The organism is Duganella sp. BJB1802 (assembly GCF_013369445.1).
Classification (GTDB): domain Bacteria; phylum Pseudomonadota; class Gammaproteobacteria; order Burkholderiales; family Burkholderiaceae_D; genus Rugamonas; species Rugamonas vulcania_A.
The window spans coordinates 33,029-51,136 of record NZ_JABWEF010000004.1; the positions used below are offsets into that span (position 1 = coordinate 33,029).

The window sequence follows — 18,108 nt, forward strand, 5'->3', positions numbered from 1 at the left end:
CAAGTCTGACATTCGGACACGAGCTCTGCCGTAGTGCGCGCGCTACGGCAGAGCTCGTGTCCGAATGTCAGACTTGACCCCAATTTTTTTACGTAAATTTTTTTATTCTTCCTTGGCGGCGCGCATCCATTCGACCAGCGGGTAGGCGTCCTTCAGGCCGCCGGCGATCATCGGCACCAGCAGCTCCGGCTGGTTCAGCGGCAGGTCGATCTCGGTCCAGACAAAGAAACTCTTCAGCTTGATGTATTCGATGTGCTCGTGCTCGGGGTCGTAACCCTTGGGTGGGCGCATCAACTTGCCTTCGTTCTGGATGTCGCCGAAGGTGGCTTTCAATTTCTTGTTCTTCAACACCTTGCTGAAGCCGGCCGCGTCCTCGACCATGTGCTGGCGCAGCGCCTTCAGCCGCGCCGGCGGCGGCATGTATTCGCCCGCGCCGAACAACAGCTTGCCGCTGCCGTCGATCTGCATGTAGTAGGTCGGCCCGCCGGCCTTGCTCGGACGGCGCAGGTCGTTCGGCGCCACTGCGGCCGAGAAGCGCGTCTTGTACGGGCTCTTGTCGTGCGCGAAGCGCACGTCGCGGTTGATGCGGAACATCGCCTTCTTCGGGTTGCAGAACTTGACGGCGGCGTCGAACTTGCCCAGCTCGCCTATCATCTCCGTCACCACCTGCAGGAATTCCTCGCGCAGGATGTCGTAGCGCGGTTTGTTCATGATGAACCAGGGACGGTTGTTGTTGTCCGCCAGTTCCTTGAGAAATTGAGTCAGGTCACGCAGGTGCATTCAGGTTCCTTATTTGGCGCCGGCCGGCCGCTTGCCGACCGTGATGTCGAGCGTGGTCTCGCGGCTCTTGCGCAAGATCCGCATTTTAGCGCTTCCGCCGGGAACGAGTTGGGCGATGAGATTCAGCATGTCGTTGGTGTCGGCCACCGGCTTGTCGTCCACCGACAGCAGGATGTCGCCCGGCTTCATGCCGCCCTTGTCGGCCGGGCCGTTGCGCACCACGCCGGCGATGATGGCGCCGCTCTGGCGCGTCAGCCCGAAGCTCGACGCCAGCTCGGGCGTGATCTCCTGCGTCTCCACGCCGATCCAGCCGCGCACCACGTGGCCGGACTTGATGATGGCCTCCATCACCGACTTGGCGGTCGACACCGGAATGGCGAAGCCGATGCCCACCGAACCGCCCGACTGCGAATAGATCGCCGAGTTGATCCCCAGCAGGTTGCCGTTGGCGTCCACCAGCGCGCCGCCGGAATTGCCGAAGTTGATCGCGGCGTCGGTCTGGATGAAGTTCTCGAAGTGGTTGATGTGCAGGTTGTTGCGCCCCAACGCGGAGATGATCCCCATCGTCACGGTCTGGCCGACGCCGAACGGATTGCCGATGGCCAGCACCACGTCGCCCACCCGCGCCTGCTCGGCCTGGCCCAGCACGATCACCGGCAGCTTGTCGAGCGCGATCTTGATGACGGCCAGGTCGGTCTCGGGATCGGTGCCGACCACCTTGGCGGCGGCCTTGCGGCCGTCGGCCAGGATCACCTCGATCTCGTCGGCCGCCTCGACCACGTGGTTGTTGGTCAGGATATAGCCTTCGCCGGACACGATCACGCCCGAGCCCAGGCTGGACTCGTCGTCGTCGTTCTCGCCGTCGTGGTCGCGGTCGCCGAAGAATTTCTTGAAGAACGGGTCGCGCAGCAACGGATGCTTGCCGCGCTTGGGTTTCTTGCTGGTGATGATGTTGACCACGGCCGGCATGGCCCGCCCCGCCGCCGCCCGGTAGGAACCGACCGCCACGCCGGGCGCCTTGCCCGGCGCCGCCTCCAGCGTCACGGCCGGATGGTCGGCGCTGCCGATCTGCTGGGAACGCACCGGCGCGAGCCGCTCCGGCCCCACCGCCGTGTAGACGAAATACAGTGCCAGTACGACGGTCACCGTTTGCGCAAACAATAACCAGAGTCGTCGCATAGCGTTCAGCCTGCCGCCCGGTGGACGGCGTTCCTTGTTATTTCTTCAGAGAGTCGCGGATTTCGCGCAGCAGCACGATGTCTTCCGGCGTCGGCGCCGGCGCTGCGGCCGCTTCCGCCGCCACTTCCTTGGTGTTGAGCGTGCGCGCCTTGTTCATCAACCGCACCATCTGGAAGATCACGAAGGCCAGGATGACGAAGTTCAGCAGGATGGTGGCGAAATTGCCGTAGGCGAACACCGCGCCCAGCTTTTTCGCTTCGACCAGGCTCAGGTGCGGATCCTGGCCGTTCAGGCCGATGTAGTAGTTGGCGAAGTCCAGCCCGCCGAACAGTTTGCCGATCGGCGGCATGATGATGTCGGCCACCAGCGAGTCGACGATCTTGCCGAACGCGCCGCCGATGATCACGCCAACGGCGAGGTCGACCACATTGCCCTTCATCGCGAATTCTTTAAATTCCTGCATCATTGCCATTCTTCTATCCTCGCTCTGTGGTCATTTGTGAACAAAACTGCGTCTGGATCATACTATTTTTTCAATTGGATTCCAAACTCGCTCGCGCCATGCGCGTTGGACACCGAATTACGCTATAAATTTGTCTTGCATCAATATCTATCGCCTGCGCTCCGCCAGTAGGGGATGGGCCGGCAAAATTCAAGTCCAAAACGGTGCGCAAATGGCGGCAATTGGGGTTACGGCAACGTTTTTGCTTTAATTCGTATCACGCTTACCTTATAATTTAAGGTTGCTAGAAGCGATATTCGTGCTTCAACAAGTTTCAGATTTTGTTCGCGGTTTTCGGATTTTGTTCGCACTTTGACTGATTGGGGTTTGTATGAGTATCGAAAAGCAGGTCGATTCGGGCCGACGCGGATTGCTCGTCGCAACAGGCGCGGCGGGTGGCGTAGTGGGCCTGGCAACCGCCGGGGCACTGGTAAGCACGTTCCAACCGTCCGAGCGCGCCAAGGCCGCCGGCGCACCGGTGGAAGTGGATATTTCCAGCCTCAATCCCGGTGAAATGAAAACCGTCGAATGGCGCGGCAAGCCGGTCTGGATTATCAAGCGTACCCCTGAAATGGTGGCCTCGCTGAAAAAGACCGACGGCAAAGTGGCCGACGCCGATTCCAAGCGCAACCCGGACGAGTTCACGCCGGAATACGCCCGCAACGAATGGCGCTCGCGCAAGCCCGAGCTGCTGGTCGCGGTCGGCATCTGCACCCACCTGGGCTGCTCGCCCTCGTCCAAATTCACCCCCGGCCCGCAGCCATCGCTGCCGGACGACTGGGAAGGCGGCTTCCTGTGCCCATGCCACGGCTCGACCTTCGACATGGCCGGCCGCGTGTTCAAGAACAAGCCGGCGCCGGACAATCTGCAAGTGCCGCGCCACATGTTCCTGAGCGACACCAAGCTGATCATTGGTAAAGACGAGAAAGGCGAGGCGTAAATCATGGCGGCTTTCAAAGAGACTAAATTCCCGGCCGATGCACCGGCCGCACAAAAAGCACTGGGCTGGGTCGACGACCGCTTCCCGCTGACCAAGCTGTGGAACGATCAATGGGGCAAGTACTACGCCCCGAAAAACTTCAACTTCTGGTACATCTTCGGCTCGCTGGCCATGCTGGTGCTGGTGCTGCAGATCGTCACCGGCATCTTCCTGACCATGCACTACAAGCCGGACGCCAACCTGGCCTTCGGTTCGGTCGAATACATCATGCGCGAAGTGCCTTGGGGCTGGCTGGTGCGCTACATGCACTCGACCGGCGCCTCGGCCTTCTTCATCATCGTCTACCTGCACATGACGCGCGGCCTGCTGTACGGCTCGTACCGCAAGCCACGCGAACTGATCTGGCTGTTCGGTTTCGCCATCTTCCTGTGCCTGATGGCCGAGGCCTTCTTCGGCTACCTGCTGCCATGGGGCCAGATGTCGTACTGGGGCGCCCAGGTGATCGTCAACCTGTTCGGCGCCATCCCGCTGATCGGCCCCGACCTGTCGCTGTGGATCCGCGGCGACTACGTGGTGTCCGACGCCACCCTGAACCGCTTCTTCGCCTTCCACGTGATCGCCATCCCGCTGGTGCTGCTGGGCCTGGTGGCCGCCCACCTGATCGCGCTGCACGAAGTCGGCTCGAGCAACCCGGACGGCATCGAAGTGAAGGAAAACCTGGGCGCCGACGGCCACCCGGTCGATTCCATCCCTTCGCACCCTTACTACACCGTGCACGACCTGTTCGGCGTGTCGATCTTCCTGCTGATCTTCAGCACCGTGGTGTTCTTCGCTCCGGAAATGGGCGGCTACTTCCTGGAATATAACAACTTCCTGCCGGGCGACTCGCTCAAGACCCCGCTGCACATCGCGCCGACCTGGTACTTCACCGCGTTCTACTCGGTGCTGCGCGCCACCACCGCCGACTTCATGTGGGTGCTGATGTTCTTCGTGGCCGGCTACGTGGTGTTCATCTGGCTCAAGTCGCGCCTGTCGAGCGCGGTGAAGACCGCCGTCGCCGCGATCGCGCTGGTGGCCATCGTCGGCATGCTGCCGCAGGTGCTCGACGCCAAGTTCTGGGGCGTGGTGTTCTTCGGCGGCTCGGTGGTGATCCTGGCCTTCCTGCCATGGCTGGACAAGTCGCCGGTCAAGTCGATCCGCTACCGCCCGAGCTGGCACAAGTATGTGTACGCCGTGTTCTTCTTCTGCTTCCTGTCGCTGGGCTACCTGGGTACCCTGCCGCCGACCGAAGGCCGCACGCTGTTCTCGCAAGTATGCACCCTGCTTTACTTTAGCTTCTTCCTGTTCATGCCTTGGTGGAGCGCCATGGGCACGTTCAAGAAGGTCCCGGACCGCGTAGTGTTCCACGCGCACTGATCGCCGCCTCCCGCTAAAGTACACAAAGGACATTACATGAATTTTTCTAAAAAACTGCTCGCCATCCTGGCCCTGGTGCCAGGCCTGGTACTGGCCAACGAAGGCGGCGTCGCCCTCGACAAGGCGCCCGACCGTTCGAATAACATGGCGGCCCTGCAAAACGGCGCCAAACTGTTCGTCAACTACTGCCTGAACTGTCATAATGCGTCCTCGATGCGCTACAACCGTCTGCGCGACCTCGGTCTGACGGAAGAGCAAATCAAGGCCAACCTGCTGTTCACCGGCGACAAGGTCGGCGAAATGATGACCACCACGATGAACCCGAAGGATGCGAAAGCATGGTTCGGCGTGGTGCCGCCGGACCTGTCGGTGATCGCCCGTGCGAAAGCCTCGGGCGCCGGCAGCGGCGGCGACTACCTGTACACCTACCTGCGCACCTTCTACAAGGACGACACCCGCCCGACCGGCTGGAACAACCTGGTGCTCAACAACGTGGCGATGCCGCACGTGTTGTGGGAACTGCAGGGCGTGCAGAAGCTCAAAACCAAGGAAGTGGCCGACCCGCACGAGGAAGGCAAGAAGATTCATCAGTTTGACGGCTTCGAAGTGGTCACGCCGGGCAAAATGCAAAAGCTGGAATATGACACTGCGGTGGCCGACTTGGTCGGTTACATGGAGTGGATGGCGGAGCCTGCAGCGCAGACCCGCAAAAAACTGGGCGCATGGGTGGTGCTGTTCATGGCCGCGTTCGCCTTCCTGGCATGGCGCTTGAACGCGTCGTTCTGGAAAGAAGTTAAATAATCGAGAGTGCCGGCTTGCCGGCGCTTGTTTTGCGATGCCCGCGTTGGCGGGCGATCGATCCGGGGTGATCCGTTCGCGGCTTCACCCCCTTTGTTCTTCTAAGGAACTATAAAAATGATGGTTCTCTATTCGGGTACAACCTGCCCATTTTCGCAACGCTGCCGTCTGGTCCTGTTTGAAAAAGGCATGGACTTCGAAGTGCGCGATGTCGACCTGTTCAACAAGCCGGAAGACATCTCGACCATGAATCCCTATGGTCAGGTGCCCATCCTGGTGGAACGTGAATTGATCCTGTACGAATCGAACATCATCAATGAGTACATCGACGAACGCTTCCCGCACCCGCAGCTGATGCCGGCCGATCCGCTGATGCGCGCGCGTGCGCGCCTGATGCTGTTCAACTTCGAGAAGGAATTGTTCGTCCACGTGCACGTGCTGGAAAGCGAACGCGCCAAGAGCAACGACAAGAGCCACGACAAGGCGCGCGCGGAAATCCGCGACCGCCTGACCACGCTCGCGCCGCTGTTCCTGAAGAACAAGTACATGCTGGGCGATGAGTTCTCGATGCTGGACGTGGCGGTCGCGCCGCTGCTGTGGCGTCTGGATCACTACGGCATCGAACTGTCGAAGACCGCCGCCCCGCTGATGAAGTACGCCGAGCGCATCTTCTCGCGTCCTGCCTACATCGAAGCGCTGACGCCGTCGGAAAAGGTCATGCGCCGTTAATCGGACGCAGACCGATTTACTTGAAGTCTATCGGCGCGTTTGCCGGCCTTAGCGGGCGGCGCGCCGGGTTCTACTGCAGTCTGGAAGACCATGTCTGAAATCTCAACCAAGCCCTACATGCTGCGCGCCATTTATGAGTGGTGCACGGACAGCGGCTATACGCCCTACCTCGCCGTCAAGGTCGACGCCTCGACCACGGTGCCGATGGAATATGTGAAAAAAGGCGAAATCGTCCTCAACATCAGCTTCGGCGCCACCTCGGGCCTGAAGATGGACAACGACAGCATCCGCTTCCATGCGCGCTTCGGCGGTGTGTCGCGGGAGATCTACGTCCCGGTCAACAACGTCATGGCGATCTATGCCAACGAGAACGGCCAGGGGATGGCGTTCGAGCCGCAACTGGGCTTTGCCGAGCCGCCTGCCGACGAGGAAACCAGCGCGCCGGCACCGGTATTGGCGGCTGTTCCAGCGCCCGCGCAAGAGGCCAAAACCGAGGCGCCAAGCGCCCCGGACGACGATAGCGACCCGCCAAAAAAGGGTGGTCGGCCTACTCTCACGCGAATTAAATAGCGTATAATTCGCCCCGTACAAGTTTCGCCGACTTAGCTCATTTGGTAGAGCAGTTGATTTGTAATCATCAGGTGGCCAGTTCGAAACCGGCAGTCGGCACCAGCAATATCCTGCAAAAGCCCAGCCCTCACCGGCTGGGCTTTTTGTTTTTCAATGCAGGCCGCTACCGTCGGTAAGACGATCTCGTTGCCGCACTACTCCCGCATAATGGCCTCCGCCAAATCCTTTGGATAGGCGCTTCGTCCGTCGACAATAACTGAATGGCTCCAGCACAGTCGCGGCCGATCGCCGCAAGCAGCCGATAAGGCTCAGTCCCCTCCGTTCTGAAACGCTTCGCAATTCGCCGACGTATCCTGTCGCTGTCGGGCAGCAGATTGTCGAAATAGTTTTCCACCACCGGGCCGCGATGCGGCGCATTCCCCGGCTGGAAAGGCAATGAAAGCGACAGCGGACGTCCCCGCTCATCGCCACGCCACTCGTCAAAATAGGTCAACGTATTGCTTGCGTCCGTGGCATCCCAGTAGCCGACAGGCGTGCCGTTGAGCCAGATATTCAGCCGCTGGGCATGCGCGCGCCGTCCCATGCTACCAAGGCTCCATCTTCTTGGTTGGCGGGAGCACTTTGGATGGCGCGGCCACACTCACCTTCTTGGACTTGGTTGCTGGTACAGGCCGGCTACCTGCCGGCGCACGGTCCGGCATAGCATCCAAGATCGCCGTTTCACCGGGCTCACCGTTTTGAGCCAACACGATCTCCCCACCGAGCAGGCGCAGAATCGTGAACAGCCGCTCGACGCTCGGGGCGGCTGGGTTCGCCTCGATCTTTGCGTAGCTCTGTTGAGTCACTCCAAGCAATGCGGCCACCTGCGCCTGTGACATGCCGGCATGCTTACGGAAGCCGACAAGTAGTGGCCGTATCTGCTGCAAAGTTCGGATGGGGTAATCCATGACCAAGCTCCATTCATCCCTTACTGGGTAGGAGCTGTAAATTCAATTTACAACTTATAAGGTGTAACTATGTCCCCGGTCTGATCCGAAACCGGCAGCCGCATCCTTTCGCTTGGGCCGAGTGACCCACTGCTAACGCGCCACGTCCGCTGCTTGTTCAGCTGGCATGGACGGGCCGATATTTCGTCCCAGGAAAGCTTCGATGTGCTTCCACAGATCGATGCGGTTGGCCTGGGTTTTCCAATCGGTCACGCTGGGCGCATAGGTCAGCCATTCCACGCGGGGATTGGTGGCGCTGAGCTTTTCGTAGAACTTGAGGCCATCGGAGAACGGCACGCGTTGGTCTTCCTTGCCGTAGGCGAGCAGCACTGGCTGGTGTATGCGCGCTGCGTTCTGTAGCGGCGAAGCGTCGTTGAACTGTGCCGCGTCCAGCTTTGGATCTCCAACCATGGCGTGGAGCTCCGTCGTTGGGCGTGCGACGGCAAGACTATCCCCATAGTACTTGAATATGGCGCCGATATCGGTGATGCCGGACCAACTGATGCCGCATTTGAATACCTGCGGATCGCGGATCAGTCCCATCATCGCGGCATAACCACCGTAGCCCGGACCCGCGATGCAGACGCGCGCTGGATCGGTATAACCCTGCTGCACCGACCATTTGACTGCATCGGCAATATCGTCCTGGATGCCGCGCCCCCATTGTTTGGCGCCAGCCGCACTATGGGCGCGGCCAAAGCCGGCCACGCCTCGCGGATCAGGCCGGAGCACAAGATAGCCGCGCGACGCCAGGAACTGCACTTCGTCGTTCCAGGCCCAGGACCCATTGCGCGTCCACTGCGTCTCCCCCATCAGCACGACGGTCGGCAGCATCTTCTTCGGTCCTGCGGCGGGAACGGTGACATAGGCCGGTATCTTCATGCCGTCGCGTGCTGGATAACGGATCATCTCCGAGGTCGCCATGCGCATGACGTCAAGGTCGGGATGGGCTGCGCCCAGCATCAACAACGTCTTGGTCTCCCGGTTGTAGAGCAGGTAGATATGGCTGTGCACATCCGAGTAGCTGTCGATGACCACGAAAGGTGTCGTATTGTGATCGCCGTACGAGAGATTGTTGACCCTGCCGGGCAGCAGCGCATCGACGTCGGCCTGCAGCTGCTTCATTTCTTTGTCGAACCACACCGTGGTTTCGCTTTCGAGATTGAGCCTAAAACCCAGCATCCGTTTTTCGTCCACCAGGAAGTGACCATTAGCGTCGAAACCTGGCGCCGTGATGAGCGGCCCGGGAATGATGGCATTTTTTTTCAGGTCGTAGCGATAGACGGACGATTCGTTGGCGCCGTTGTAGGCGCGTATGTACAGCATGCCATCGGCGAACAGCAGCGGCTCGAAAGCTTCCGGGCTCAGCGGGCTAAAGGCGGCGATCTGGCGCCAGTTGCCGTCGTCCTCGTAAAACACAACGTTTTCGTCTTTGCGCCTCGCTACGGCGATGCGCGGTTCGCCGTCGGCGTCGATCAGCCAATTGAAGGTTTCGAGGGGCGCACGCATGGCGGTGCGCGCGCCATTGCGGGTGTTGAGACGCACCAGCTCGACCCGGTCCTCCCAGCTCTCCACCGCGAACATGGCCTCCTGCTTGCGCGCGGCGAAACCATGAAACGCCGAGCCAGTCAGTGTGGTGTTGTTGTAGGAGGAATCGGTATCGGCAAAGGAGCGTGGCGGCTTTACGGTTTTCGCCAGCGTGGAAAACTTGCCGCCATCACGGTCAACCGCATACAGGCCCGGTACGCCGATGCCGCCACCATGATCGACGTTGATCACCGAAAAGGCCAGGCGCTTGTCGCTCAACCAATAGAAGTGTTCGATATCGGCGTTGGCATAGTTGGCCACAGCTTTCTGCTCGCGCGTCTCAATATTGAGGATCACCAGCATGCTGCGGCCATTTGGCGACTGCGTGCGCATCGCAACGTAATGGCCATCGGGGGAGATGGTGGCGCCCGTCATGACGGGTCTTTTGAAGAAACCCTCGATCGGAAGGAGAGCGGGCTCCGCAGCTAGCGCCCCGCTGATTGCGAGCGAGCAGGCGATGAGCACGGCCGAGCGCCAGGGGGCTGAAGTCATTGTTGATAAATATGGATGCTGGGAAATTAATTTTAGCAGAATACCAGCCCAGCAAAAGGCTTTTAACATCAGCGCCTGGCATGCGCCATGACAGGCAGCGCACAGCCCGAGGCACACGATTAAACGCGGATTAAGGCAAAAGCCCAGCCCCCCGCCGGCTGGGCTTTTTGCTTTCCATATAGTCAAAAATGCAATAGCATGACTGCGCCTTCGACCACTGGAACACCACTCATGCCGCCGTCCCGCACACTGATCGACCGCAGCCTGCGCACCGCCATCTTTGCTTCCTTGCTGGCTTTTTACGGACTGGTCGTGGTGCCGGCCACAATGAAAGCCATCCACAACGGCGAAAAGATGGCCGAACCGCTGCCGCTGGCCGAGCGCGATGCGCTGGTCGACCGCACGCTGTTTTCCGTGCGTGAAAATTACGTCCTGCCAGAGAAAACCCCGCTGGTCGAAGCCGAGCTGCGGCGCCGCCAGGCAGACGGTAGTTACGCCGAGCTGGACGAGGGCCACGGCCTGGCCAGAAGCATCTCGCAAGACATGCAGGTGGCCGCGACGGACCTCGAATTGAAATTGGAATATCTGCCCCTGCCGGCCGCGGGCGAAACGCCGCCCGGAACGGTGCGGGATGTCGAGCCGGTCGAGTCGTGGCCGCAAAGCTGGCTCACCAGCGCGCAACGCGCCATGGGCGACGGCGGGGTCTGGAACGTGCAGATCCTGGAGGGGAATGTCGGCTTCCTGTAGATCCTCAAGTTCGATCACTTCTACAACGCGCGCGACAAGTACGCCAGCGCGATGGACAAGCTCAAGGACACGCGCGCCATCATCATCGACTTTGGCCAGAATGTCGGCGGCTGGCCCGAGGCGGCCAATACCTTCGCGAGCTACTTCTACGACCAGCGCACGCACCTGGGCGATATCTACTACCGCAAGGACCAGCTGACCGTGCAGAATTGGACCGATGCGCAAACGATCGGCCCACGCTACGGCAGCCAGCGGCCGGTGTACATCCTCACCTCGCGCAATACCCATGGCGCGGCGGAGGCGCTGGTCTACGCGATGCAGCAGACGGGCCGGGCCACCGTCGTCGGCGGCCCCACGATGGGCAGCGCCCACCTGGCGGACCGCTTCCCGCTATCGGAACATTTCCAGGCCTGGGTGCCGGTGGCGCGCGCCATCGATGCCACCACCGGCGGCGACTGGCAAGAGAACGGTGTACGCCCCAACGTGGAATGCCAGCGCTGCGATCCCAAGCGTGTCGCGCACAATCTGGCACTTCGCGGGACGAAAACTCCGTAGCAAAGCCGGCCTGCGGCGAACAGTTACTTCTGCTGCAGCAAGGCCAGGAATACCTCGGCGACGTGTTGCGGGCCCTGGTCGATTTGACGGCCGCGTCCCAGCAACATGCTGCCTTCCAATGCGGACAGCAGGAAGTCGGCCAGCATCTGCGGCGGACAGGTGAGCTTGATCTCGCCAGCCTGCGCGCCCTGCTTCAGCACATCCGCCAGCCACGCGGCGTTATGCTCAAAAAACCGCCGCACCTCGACATGCACCACGTCGGGAATCGCGTTCGATTCGGCGCCGAGCATTCCGCAAATGCACAGGCTGCGCTCAGCGGCAAAGGTTTCCGAGAACAGATCGCAATACGCTTGCAGCCGGCCGGCCGAACTCGTGTGACGCCGGACTATCTCCTCCAGCCGCTCCGCAAAGCGATGCGTGTAGCGCTGCACGACAATCACGCCCAACTCGCCTTTGGTCGGAAAATGATGATGCACGCTCGGCTTGCGTATCCCCACCATCCGGGACACATCCTCATACGAGAAGCCGTTGTACCCCACGCTCCGGATCAGGCTTTCCGCCGCATCGACGATGCGTTCCGCCGCCGGCGTAATTTCGCTGAAGTGCTTCATCTGCCTCGTCATCCCGGGTGAGCCTGCTAACTAGTTGGCAGGATTGTATAGAGCCGCTTTTTCAACGTCAAACCACGGCGGCGGAAAGCAGCCGGCCTTGCCACGCAAGGCGCACGGTCCCGAGCAACAGGCCTCCGACGACCAGGCTGGCGCCGGCCAGCGTCAACGGGGCCAGCACCGCTGTCAGCGTGCCCGGCGACCGTTCATGCAGGCGCAGCGTCAAGTTGGCCAGCGCCGCCACGCCAAAGCTGAACGACCAGTACGACGGCGCGAAACGCTGTTGCAAAATCCACGGCAGCAGGCGCAGTGCGAGGGCAGCCTGGTATAAGCCATAGCCCAACAGCATCTGCACGAAAAAATCGGCCGACTCCGGCCGCAGGCCGGTATAGCAGACGCCGGCCACCACCGCCGGTGCGAGCTGTATCCCCAACAGCGGCCGCTGCGCCTCGGGCAACGGCGTATGCGTGGCTGCGCGGCCGAGTATCATCGATTCCAGCGCCAGCCATGAGAACATGCCGGCGCCGAAAAATAATACGCCGAGCTCGGTCCATCCAAACGCCGCGCTGGACATGCCCGCCACCAGGTTCTGCCCCACCGCCGGCAGATAGACTGCCGCGGTAACGTTCGCCGGCGCATTGCCGCCTTTCCAGAAGCGTCCGTATATCCACAGCCCCAACACCATCTGCCAGGCCAGCGCGGCGATCCACAGCGCCAGCCCCGCCGGCCGCGACCAGGCCAGCAGCGTCACCGAGGCCAGCATGGTCGATATCGGCCCCAGCGTCGCCAGCGACGAAGTCAGCGGATCGTACAACTCCGACCAGGCGGCAGCGCGGCGCACGCACCACTTGCACAAATAGGCCAGCAGCAGCACCGCCCAGATCAGCAGCCCCACCGCACCAAGCCAGTGCGAAGGATGCGCCATGCCGGGCCATAGCCGCCCCGCCACCAGCCACGCCTGCGACAGCGCCAGCACGCCGACGGCCATGCCGAAGAAGGCGACCGGCACGCCGGCCAGGCGATCGATAATTTCGGACACGGAATTCGGCATTGTTTTTCCTTTGAAGATGCGACAACGCGCACGGTCCGTCAAAGGGACCATGCGCGCCAGTCAACCAAGCTCAACAGTATCACGCGCCTTGCTGCAGGGCGGCGTGGGCTTCCAGCACGCGAGCCGTATAGGTCAGTGCGGCGCCCGCGTTCAGCGCGATCGCCACGCCCAGCGCTTCGGACATTTCCTCCAGCGAGGCACCGTGTTCAACCGCCTTCTTCGTGTGAACGGCGATGCAGCCATCGCAGCGCGTGGTCACCGCCACGGCCAGTGCGATCAACTCATGCATTTTCGGTTCCAGCTTGCCGGTCTTGACGGCGGCGCCTTCGACGGTCGCCAGGCCGCGCATGACGTCCGGGGTGATCTTGGCGTAGTCGCCCACTTTGGCCACCAGCGCGTCGCGATATGCGTTCCAGTCCTGCATCATGATGTGTACTCCCTTCGAGGTTGTAAGACCCGCGCCTTCAGGCGGCGCGGGCCGGGCGGGCTGGCTTTACGCTTTGAGGCGGTCGGCCAGCGCCTGTGCCAGTGGGGCGGCGGAGGCAGGGCTCTGGCCGGTCATCAGCGGACCGTCCACCACCACGTTCGGCTCCCAGTTGGCCTTGCTCAGGTAGTTGGCGCCACGGTTCTTCAGCTCGTCTTCCAGCGAGAACAGCAGGTGCTTGTCCAGCTCGATCTCGGCATCTTCGGCGTTCTTGAAGCCGGTCAGGCTCACGCCCTTGACCAGGTATTCGCCGTTGTCCTTCTTGACGTCACGCAGGATGGCCGGTGCGTGACACACCATCGCGATCGGACGCTGGGCGGCGTGGAAGTCCTTGATCAGCTTGAGCAGGAACGAGTCCGACGCCAGGTCCCACAGCAGGCCGTAGCCGCCCGGCACGAACAGCGCGTCGAAGCCGGTGTAGTCGATGTTGCGCAGCTTGCGGGTATTCTTGGCCGCGTACAGCGCCACCGGATCCTTCAGGAAGCGCTCGGTGTATTCGGTGGTGAACGGTACTTTGTGGCTCAGCAGGTCGATCGGCGCTTCGCCCCCCTGCGGCGAAGCCAGCACCACTTCGTAACCGGCTTCGGTCAGGATGTAGTACGGTGCCGCCACTTCGGTGAACCAGGTGCCTGTGTGCTTGCCGCTGATGCCCATTTCGTCCAGCGAGCTCATCACCAGCAGTACGCGTTTTTGTTTGTTTCCAGTTGCTTTCATGATCTTACCCTTTCGATAAAGCGCTTACATACCAACTAGTAGGTAGGTTTCTGCGCGAAAAAAACACCATCACCGCCACCCGAAGAAAAACTACTTGGAGCCATTACCGCGTTGCGTTGACAGGTACCCATTATGTCCTTGCAGAGCCTGACAAACAAACCACTTAATCTGTCAGGCGCTGAAAGAAAAACTTTATGCTTCGGCCGCCAATAGGCCGATGGAGGAAAATCCCAGGTGATGCATAAACTCACGCAGGATCAACAGCGTGGCGGCAAACGCGTTGTCGTCGGGGATGCCTTCATGCGCCGCCGGCTTCCCCTGCACGACCGCCGCCAGGCGGCTGAATACGCGCTCCATCGCATCCAGGCCGAGGGACATGTCATCGCCCTCCGGTACGCCGGCAAGCAAGGCGATGCGGCGCAATTCGCCATCCGCCGAGTACAGCTTCGACGCCGGCGGCAACATGCCGTGTGCCTTGATGATTTCATCTTCGACCGGTTCGATGGCGATCTCGAATTCCAGCCGGCCAGGCGGCGACTGCTTGAAGTAACCGCGCGAGGTCCGCATCGAACCTATCGCCAGCGTGCGCACCGCGTCCGCGGCCGGACCGCCGCCGACGGCGACCGCAATTTCCTCCTCGCCGATATGGAGTACCGTAATCTGTCCGACGCTTCCAAGCCGGGAGCGTATAGCTGCATAGTGCTGAGAGATATTCATAGTTGTTTAACGCATGGAGACGAATTCTTCCGCAGCGGTCGGATGGATCGCCACGGTGTTATCGAAGTCCCGCTTGGTCGCGCCCATCTTCAGCGCGACGGCAAAGCTGTTTCATGGTCAACACCATCCGGAACTTGACGTCGCCCGACTTCATCCGGCTGTAGGCCTCGGCGGCCTGCTCAAGCGGCATGATCTCGATGCGCGGCCGCACGCCGGCCAGCACGCTGAAGTCCAGCGTCTTTTCATTGTCGTATGGCGAGCCGGTGATCGAGCCTTGCACGCTGCGCTCGCCAACCACCAGATGGCCGGCAGAGACCGGCAGCGGATCCTTGCCGGCGCCCAGCACCACCAGCCTGCCTCCCGGCGCCAGTCCGCCCATCACCGCCGCCACGGTGGCGGCATGGGCCACCGTCGTGACGATGGCTTGCGCGCCGCCCATGGCTCGCAGCTCGGCCGCCGCGTCCGTTTCATTGCTGTCGATGTAGACGTGCGCGCCCAGCTCCAGCGCATCCTGGGCGATGTCGCTGCCGCGCCCCACGGCGATGACGCGGAAGCCCATGCGCCGCGCATATTGCAAGGCCATGTGGCCCAGTCCGCCGATGCCGAGGACAACCACCGTATCGCCGGCCTGCGCGCCGCTCTTCTTGAGCGCGCTGAACGTGGCCAGCCCTGCGCACAGGATCGGCGCGGCTTCCTCGGCATCGAGCTGATCCGGAATCGAGACCAGTCCGGTGGCGCGGGCCAGCATCATCTCCGCATAGCCGCCGTCGCGCGAGGCGCCGACGAAGGGCTGGTTCCGGCACAACTGGAAATGGCCTTGGCGGCATTGAGCGCATTCATTGCAGTGCCCACCCAGCCGGCCCACGCCCACGCGCTGGCCGACCTTCCAGATGCCCGGCGTGTGCTCGCCCAGCGCCGCGATGCGGCCCACCACTTCATGGCCCGGCACGCGCGGCGGTTGCAGCGCCGGATCGGCACCCTCGATGTCGCCTGTGTCGGCGCCGCAGATGCCGCAGGCCTCCACCTCGATCAGGACTTCGCCGATGCCGGGCGCCGGCGTCGGGCGTTCCACCAATTCCAGCACGCCCGGGCGGCTGATCTGCATGGCGCGGTAGGTTTGCTTCATGGTCGTTACTCCTTGGATGTAAAGTTGTTCACGCCGATAGCGGCCGCCTCAATGGCCCCCGCCACATAACCGGGAAAGCGTGGCGACCATTCGCTGGCGATGCCGGTCAAGCGTCCCTGCCATGGACCGGTGTTGGCGGCCGCCGCAGGCGCGTGGCCGTGATCGCCGCCGGCGTCGAGATCGGCGGCCGTGGCGGTCCAGCGATCCTGCGCCCAGTCCTTGATGATCTCGAAGCGCGGCTCCGCCGCTTGCGGCCCGAACAGCCGGCCCAGTTGCGCGCGGCACTGCGTCAGCAGCGCATCCTCGGACAGGCGCTGGCGGGTGCGCGCCGGCACGCCCAGGAAACCGAACAAGGCCGCGCTGCCATCGGGCATCGAAGCGTCATGGATCTCGCCCATCGGTCCGCTGCCGCTGCGCGCCGAGCCGGACAAGCCCTGCCCGCGCCAGAACGGCGTGTCGTAGATGGCGAGATACTTCGCGTGCGGGGCCATCCAGGTCGCCGTCCCGCGCCACTCGCGCACCAGCGGCGCGGGCAGGGCCGGCTCGAACGCGATGGCGCCGGCGGCCAGGCGCGGCGGCAAGGCCAGCAGCACGTGCGCGACGCGCCAGGTCATGACGTGGCCATCCGCGTCTTCGCTGTCAAGCTCGACGTGCGTGTCCGTGTTGCGCACGCGGCGCACGGCCTGGCCGGTGACGATGCGCGCGCCGTCGAGCGTGGCGTACAACGCGTCGGTCAACGCATTCATGCCACCGACCAGGCGCATCGATTGCGGCGCGCTGACGTAGCCGCGCATGCGCACCGGCGCCTCGCCGGGTGCGCGCTCAACCATCATGTCGCCTTCGTCATGCTGGGCGAAGCGTTGCAGGCCCAGCTCGTCGATGAGGTCATGCAGCTCGCGCTGATGGTCGGGCCAGAACCAGGTGGGGCCGAGGTCGAAGCGGTCGATGGCGGCGGCGCCCGATGTGCCGGGCGCGTGCACGGCGGCGATGCGGCCGCCGATGACATCCCGCGCTTCCAGCAGGACGACGTCGCGGATGCCACGGCGCTCCAGCAAGTGCGCGGCGTACAGGCCGCTCAATCCCGCGCCGACGATGACGATGCGTGCGTGTTCCATGCTTATCCTTTCAAGCGCATATTGGCCAGATGGCGGACCTTCAGGTAGACGGTCGCCCCCTGTTCGCCGGCGACGATGGCGGTCAAGGCTCCCGCAGGCAAGCGCATCCAGCTGCGCGGTGCGTAGGTTTGCTGCTGCGCGACGACATCGCCTTCCAGCACCAGCAATTCCAATCCGCCCTCGGCGTCGGCCAGCAGCGCACCATGCGGCGCAAGACGTTGCAGGCTGACCTGTTCGGACGCGTCGGAAAACAGCGGACAAATCTCGCGTCCCTGTTCGACCCGCCAGGAGGTCGGATCGCACGTATCGATGCGCACATAGGGCTGCTCCGGCGTCGACATCTGCCGCAGTTTCACAAAGATGATGGCGCCTTCGCCGCTGGACGGCTGATGGCTGGAGCCCGGCGGATTACGCAGATACCAGCCGGCGGGATAATCCAGGCCGCCTTCGGAGAAGGTGCCGTCGAGGACCAGTATTTCCTCGCCACCGGGATGCTGATGGCGCGGGAACGAGGAATGCGGGGCGTAGCGCACGATGCTGGTGGCGCGGGCCTGCTCGGCCCCGACACGGTCGAGCATCACGCGCTCCACGCCATCCTGAGGCGAGGCCACCCACTGATACTGGTGGGGCGCCATCGCGACGGGACGGGAGAAGTCGGCGTTGATCAGCATAGCGTTTAGCTTGCGTAGACGCGCACGTCGGGCGCGGCGTCGAGCAATGACTTCAGGCCGCCCACCACATCGGCGTTGAACAGCGCGCTTTGCAGATAGGCGTTGGCGTGTTCCACGGTGTCGAAGCCGTGCAGCACTTGTACATCCTCATCGCGGACCAACAGTTCCTTGGATTGCGCGCCGGCGATGGTGTCGAGGAAGGGCGCCTTGTACTTCTGATAGACGGCAGCGGCGGCGGCGCGGTTGGCGTTGGCGATCTTGAGGATGATTTGCAGGTAGGCCATGTGATGCTCCGGTTGAGTTAAGAAAAACCATTGTGCGCCGCCTGGACAGCCCGGACA

The 18,108-nt window shown here is 62.3% G+C and carries 22 protein-coding genes, 1 tRNA gene and 1 pseudogene; 8 read left to right on the forward strand and 16 right to left on the reverse strand.

What is annotated here, in order from left to right:
• Nucleotides 1-102: 102 nt before the first annotated feature.
• The 3 genes from HUX88_RS07795 to mscL are packed head-to-tail and all read right to left on the reverse strand — an operon-like array spanning nucleotide 103 to nucleotide 2,431.
• Nucleotides 103-780 carry a DUF2461 domain-containing protein gene (locus HUX88_RS07795; RefSeq protein ID WP_176361396.1) on the reverse strand — a complete coding sequence of 226 codons (678 nt, stop codon included), beginning with the start codon at nucleotides 778-780 and terminating at the stop codon, nucleotides 103-105.
• 9 nt (nucleotides 781-789) lie between these two features.
• Nucleotides 790-1,959, reverse strand: coding sequence for a Do family serine endopeptidase (locus HUX88_RS07800; protein ID WP_176361397.1), 1,170 nt, complete (start codon nucleotides 1,957-1,959; stop codon nucleotides 790-792).
• A gap of 37 nt (nucleotides 1,960-1,996) precedes the next feature.
• The gene (mscL, locus tag HUX88_RS07805) at nucleotides 1,997-2,431 is read right to left on the reverse strand and encodes a large conductance mechanosensitive channel protein MscL (RefSeq protein ID WP_117012615.1); all 435 of its coding nucleotides are present in this window, start codon (nucleotides 2,429-2,431) and stop codon (nucleotides 1,997-1,999) included.
• Between the two features lie 361 nt (nucleotides 2,432-2,792).
• Between mscL and petA the strand changes: the two genes are divergently transcribed.
• From petA to HUX88_RS07835, 6 genes are all read left to right on the forward strand, one after another.
• Nucleotides 2,793-3,401 carry a ubiquinol-cytochrome c reductase iron-sulfur subunit gene (gene petA, locus HUX88_RS07810; protein ID WP_026334826.1) on the forward strand — a complete coding sequence of 203 codons (609 nt, stop codon included), beginning with the start codon at nucleotides 2,793-2,795 and terminating at the stop codon, nucleotides 3,399-3,401.
• A 3-nt stretch (nucleotides 3,402-3,404) separates the two neighbouring features.
• Nucleotides 3,405-4,817: a cytochrome bc complex cytochrome b subunit gene (locus HUX88_RS07815; protein WP_117012614.1), complete on the forward strand. Its 1,413-nt coding sequence runs from the start codon at nucleotides 3,405-3,407 to the stop codon at nucleotides 4,815-4,817.
• 36 nt (nucleotides 4,818-4,853) lie between these two features.
• Nucleotides 4,854-5,618, forward strand: coding sequence for a cytochrome c1 (locus HUX88_RS07820; RefSeq protein ID WP_117012613.1), 765 nt, complete (start codon nucleotides 4,854-4,856; stop codon nucleotides 5,616-5,618).
• A 114-nt stretch (nucleotides 5,619-5,732) separates the two neighbouring features.
• On the forward strand, nucleotides 5,733-6,344 hold the full coding sequence (locus HUX88_RS07825; RefSeq protein WP_008443913.1) for a glutathione S-transferase N-terminal domain-containing protein: 612 nt from the start codon (nucleotides 5,733-5,735) through the stop codon (nucleotides 6,342-6,344).
• Nucleotides 6,345-6,434: 90 nt separating this feature from the next.
• Entirely contained in the window at nucleotides 6,435-6,914 is a 480-nt protein-coding gene (locus tag HUX88_RS07830; RefSeq protein WP_176361398.1) for a ClpXP protease specificity-enhancing factor, read from the forward strand.
• Between the two features lie 26 nt (nucleotides 6,915-6,940).
• Nucleotides 6,941-7,016 (forward strand) — tRNA-Thr (locus HUX88_RS07835).
• 61 nt (nucleotides 7,017-7,077) lie between these two features.
• Here the strand turns inward: HUX88_RS07835 and HUX88_RS07840 are convergent.
• From HUX88_RS07840 to HUX88_RS07850, 3 genes are all read right to left on the reverse strand, one after another.
• Entirely contained in the window at nucleotides 7,078-7,497 is a 420-nt protein-coding gene (locus HUX88_RS07840; protein ID WP_176361399.1) for a HipA N-terminal domain-containing protein, read from the reverse strand.
• 1 nt (nucleotide 7,498) lies between these two features.
• Nucleotides 7,499-7,861: a helix-turn-helix transcriptional regulator gene (locus tag HUX88_RS07845; RefSeq protein ID WP_176361400.1), complete on the reverse strand. Its 363-nt coding sequence runs from the start codon at nucleotides 7,859-7,861 to the stop codon at nucleotides 7,499-7,501.
• 132 nt (nucleotides 7,862-7,993) lie between these two features.
• Nucleotides 7,994-9,979: a prolyl oligopeptidase family serine peptidase gene (locus HUX88_RS07850; RefSeq protein WP_217916257.1), complete on the reverse strand. Its 1,986-nt coding sequence runs from the start codon at nucleotides 9,977-9,979 to the stop codon at nucleotides 7,994-7,996.
• Between the two features lie 231 nt (nucleotides 9,980-10,210).
• Between HUX88_RS07850 and HUX88_RS07860 the strand changes: the two genes are divergently transcribed.
• Both HUX88_RS07860 and HUX88_RS07865 read left to right on the forward strand, forming a co-directional pair.
• Entirely contained in the window at nucleotides 10,211-10,726 is a 516-nt protein-coding gene (locus HUX88_RS07860) for a hypothetical protein (protein WP_176361402.1), read from the forward strand.
• A complete protein-coding gene (locus HUX88_RS07865) occupies nucleotides 10,727-11,281 on the forward strand; it encodes a S41 family peptidase (RefSeq protein WP_373886770.1) in 555 nt (184 codons plus the stop codon).
• A 23-nt stretch (nucleotides 11,282-11,304) separates the two neighbouring features.
• Here the strand turns inward: HUX88_RS07865 and HUX88_RS07870 are convergent, their stop codons facing one another.
• From HUX88_RS07870 to HUX88_RS07915, 10 genes and pseudogenes are all read right to left on the reverse strand, one after another.
• Nucleotides 11,305-11,892, reverse strand: coding sequence for a TetR/AcrR family transcriptional regulator (locus HUX88_RS07870; protein ID WP_176361403.1), 588 nt, complete (start codon nucleotides 11,890-11,892; stop codon nucleotides 11,305-11,307).
• A 67-nt stretch (nucleotides 11,893-11,959) separates the two neighbouring features.
• On the reverse strand, nucleotides 11,960-12,928 hold the full coding sequence (locus HUX88_RS07875; RefSeq protein WP_373886762.1) for a dicarboxylate transporter/tellurite-resistance protein TehA: 969 nt from the start codon (nucleotides 12,926-12,928) through the stop codon (nucleotides 11,960-11,962).
• A 91-nt stretch (nucleotides 12,929-13,019) separates the two neighbouring features.
• Nucleotides 13,020-13,367: a carboxymuconolactone decarboxylase family protein gene (locus HUX88_RS07880; protein WP_176361405.1), complete on the reverse strand. Its 348-nt coding sequence runs from the start codon at nucleotides 13,365-13,367 to the stop codon at nucleotides 13,020-13,022.
• 66 nt (nucleotides 13,368-13,433) lie between these two features.
• Nucleotides 13,434-14,138, reverse strand: a complete 705-nt coding sequence (locus tag HUX88_RS07885; protein ID WP_117012598.1) for a type 1 glutamine amidotransferase domain-containing protein — start codon at nucleotides 14,136-14,138, stop codon at nucleotides 13,434-13,436.
• Between the two features lie 192 nt (nucleotides 14,139-14,330).
• Nucleotides 14,331-14,855, reverse strand: coding sequence for a hypothetical protein (locus tag HUX88_RS07890; protein ID WP_147330360.1), 525 nt, complete (start codon nucleotides 14,853-14,855; stop codon nucleotides 14,331-14,333).
• 6 nt (nucleotides 14,856-14,861) lie between these two features.
• Nucleotides 14,862-14,960: pseudogene (locus HUX88_RS32940) on the reverse strand (hypothetical protein); the annotation flags it as partial.
• A complete protein-coding gene (locus HUX88_RS07900) occupies nucleotides 14,914-15,981 on the reverse strand; it encodes an alcohol dehydrogenase (RefSeq protein WP_176361406.1) in 1,068 nt (355 codons plus the stop codon). The pseudogene HUX88_RS32940 and the gene HUX88_RS07900, both read right to left, overlap by 47 nt.
• Nucleotides 15,982-15,986: 5 nt before the next feature.
• Nucleotides 15,987-17,096: an FAD-dependent oxidoreductase gene (locus HUX88_RS07905; protein ID WP_176361407.1), complete on the reverse strand. Its 1,110-nt coding sequence runs from the start codon at nucleotides 17,094-17,096 to the stop codon at nucleotides 15,987-15,989.
• A gap of 2 nt (nucleotides 17,097-17,098) precedes the next feature.
• On the reverse strand, nucleotides 17,099-17,767 hold the full coding sequence (locus HUX88_RS07910) for a cupin domain-containing protein (protein WP_117012595.1): 669 nt from the start codon (nucleotides 17,765-17,767) through the stop codon (nucleotides 17,099-17,101).
• A gap of 5 nt (nucleotides 17,768-17,772) precedes the next feature.
• Nucleotides 17,773-18,051, reverse strand: coding sequence for a hypothetical protein (locus tag HUX88_RS07915; RefSeq protein ID WP_117012594.1), 279 nt, complete (start codon nucleotides 18,049-18,051; stop codon nucleotides 17,773-17,775).
• Nucleotides 18,052-18,108 lie beyond the last annotated feature (57 nt).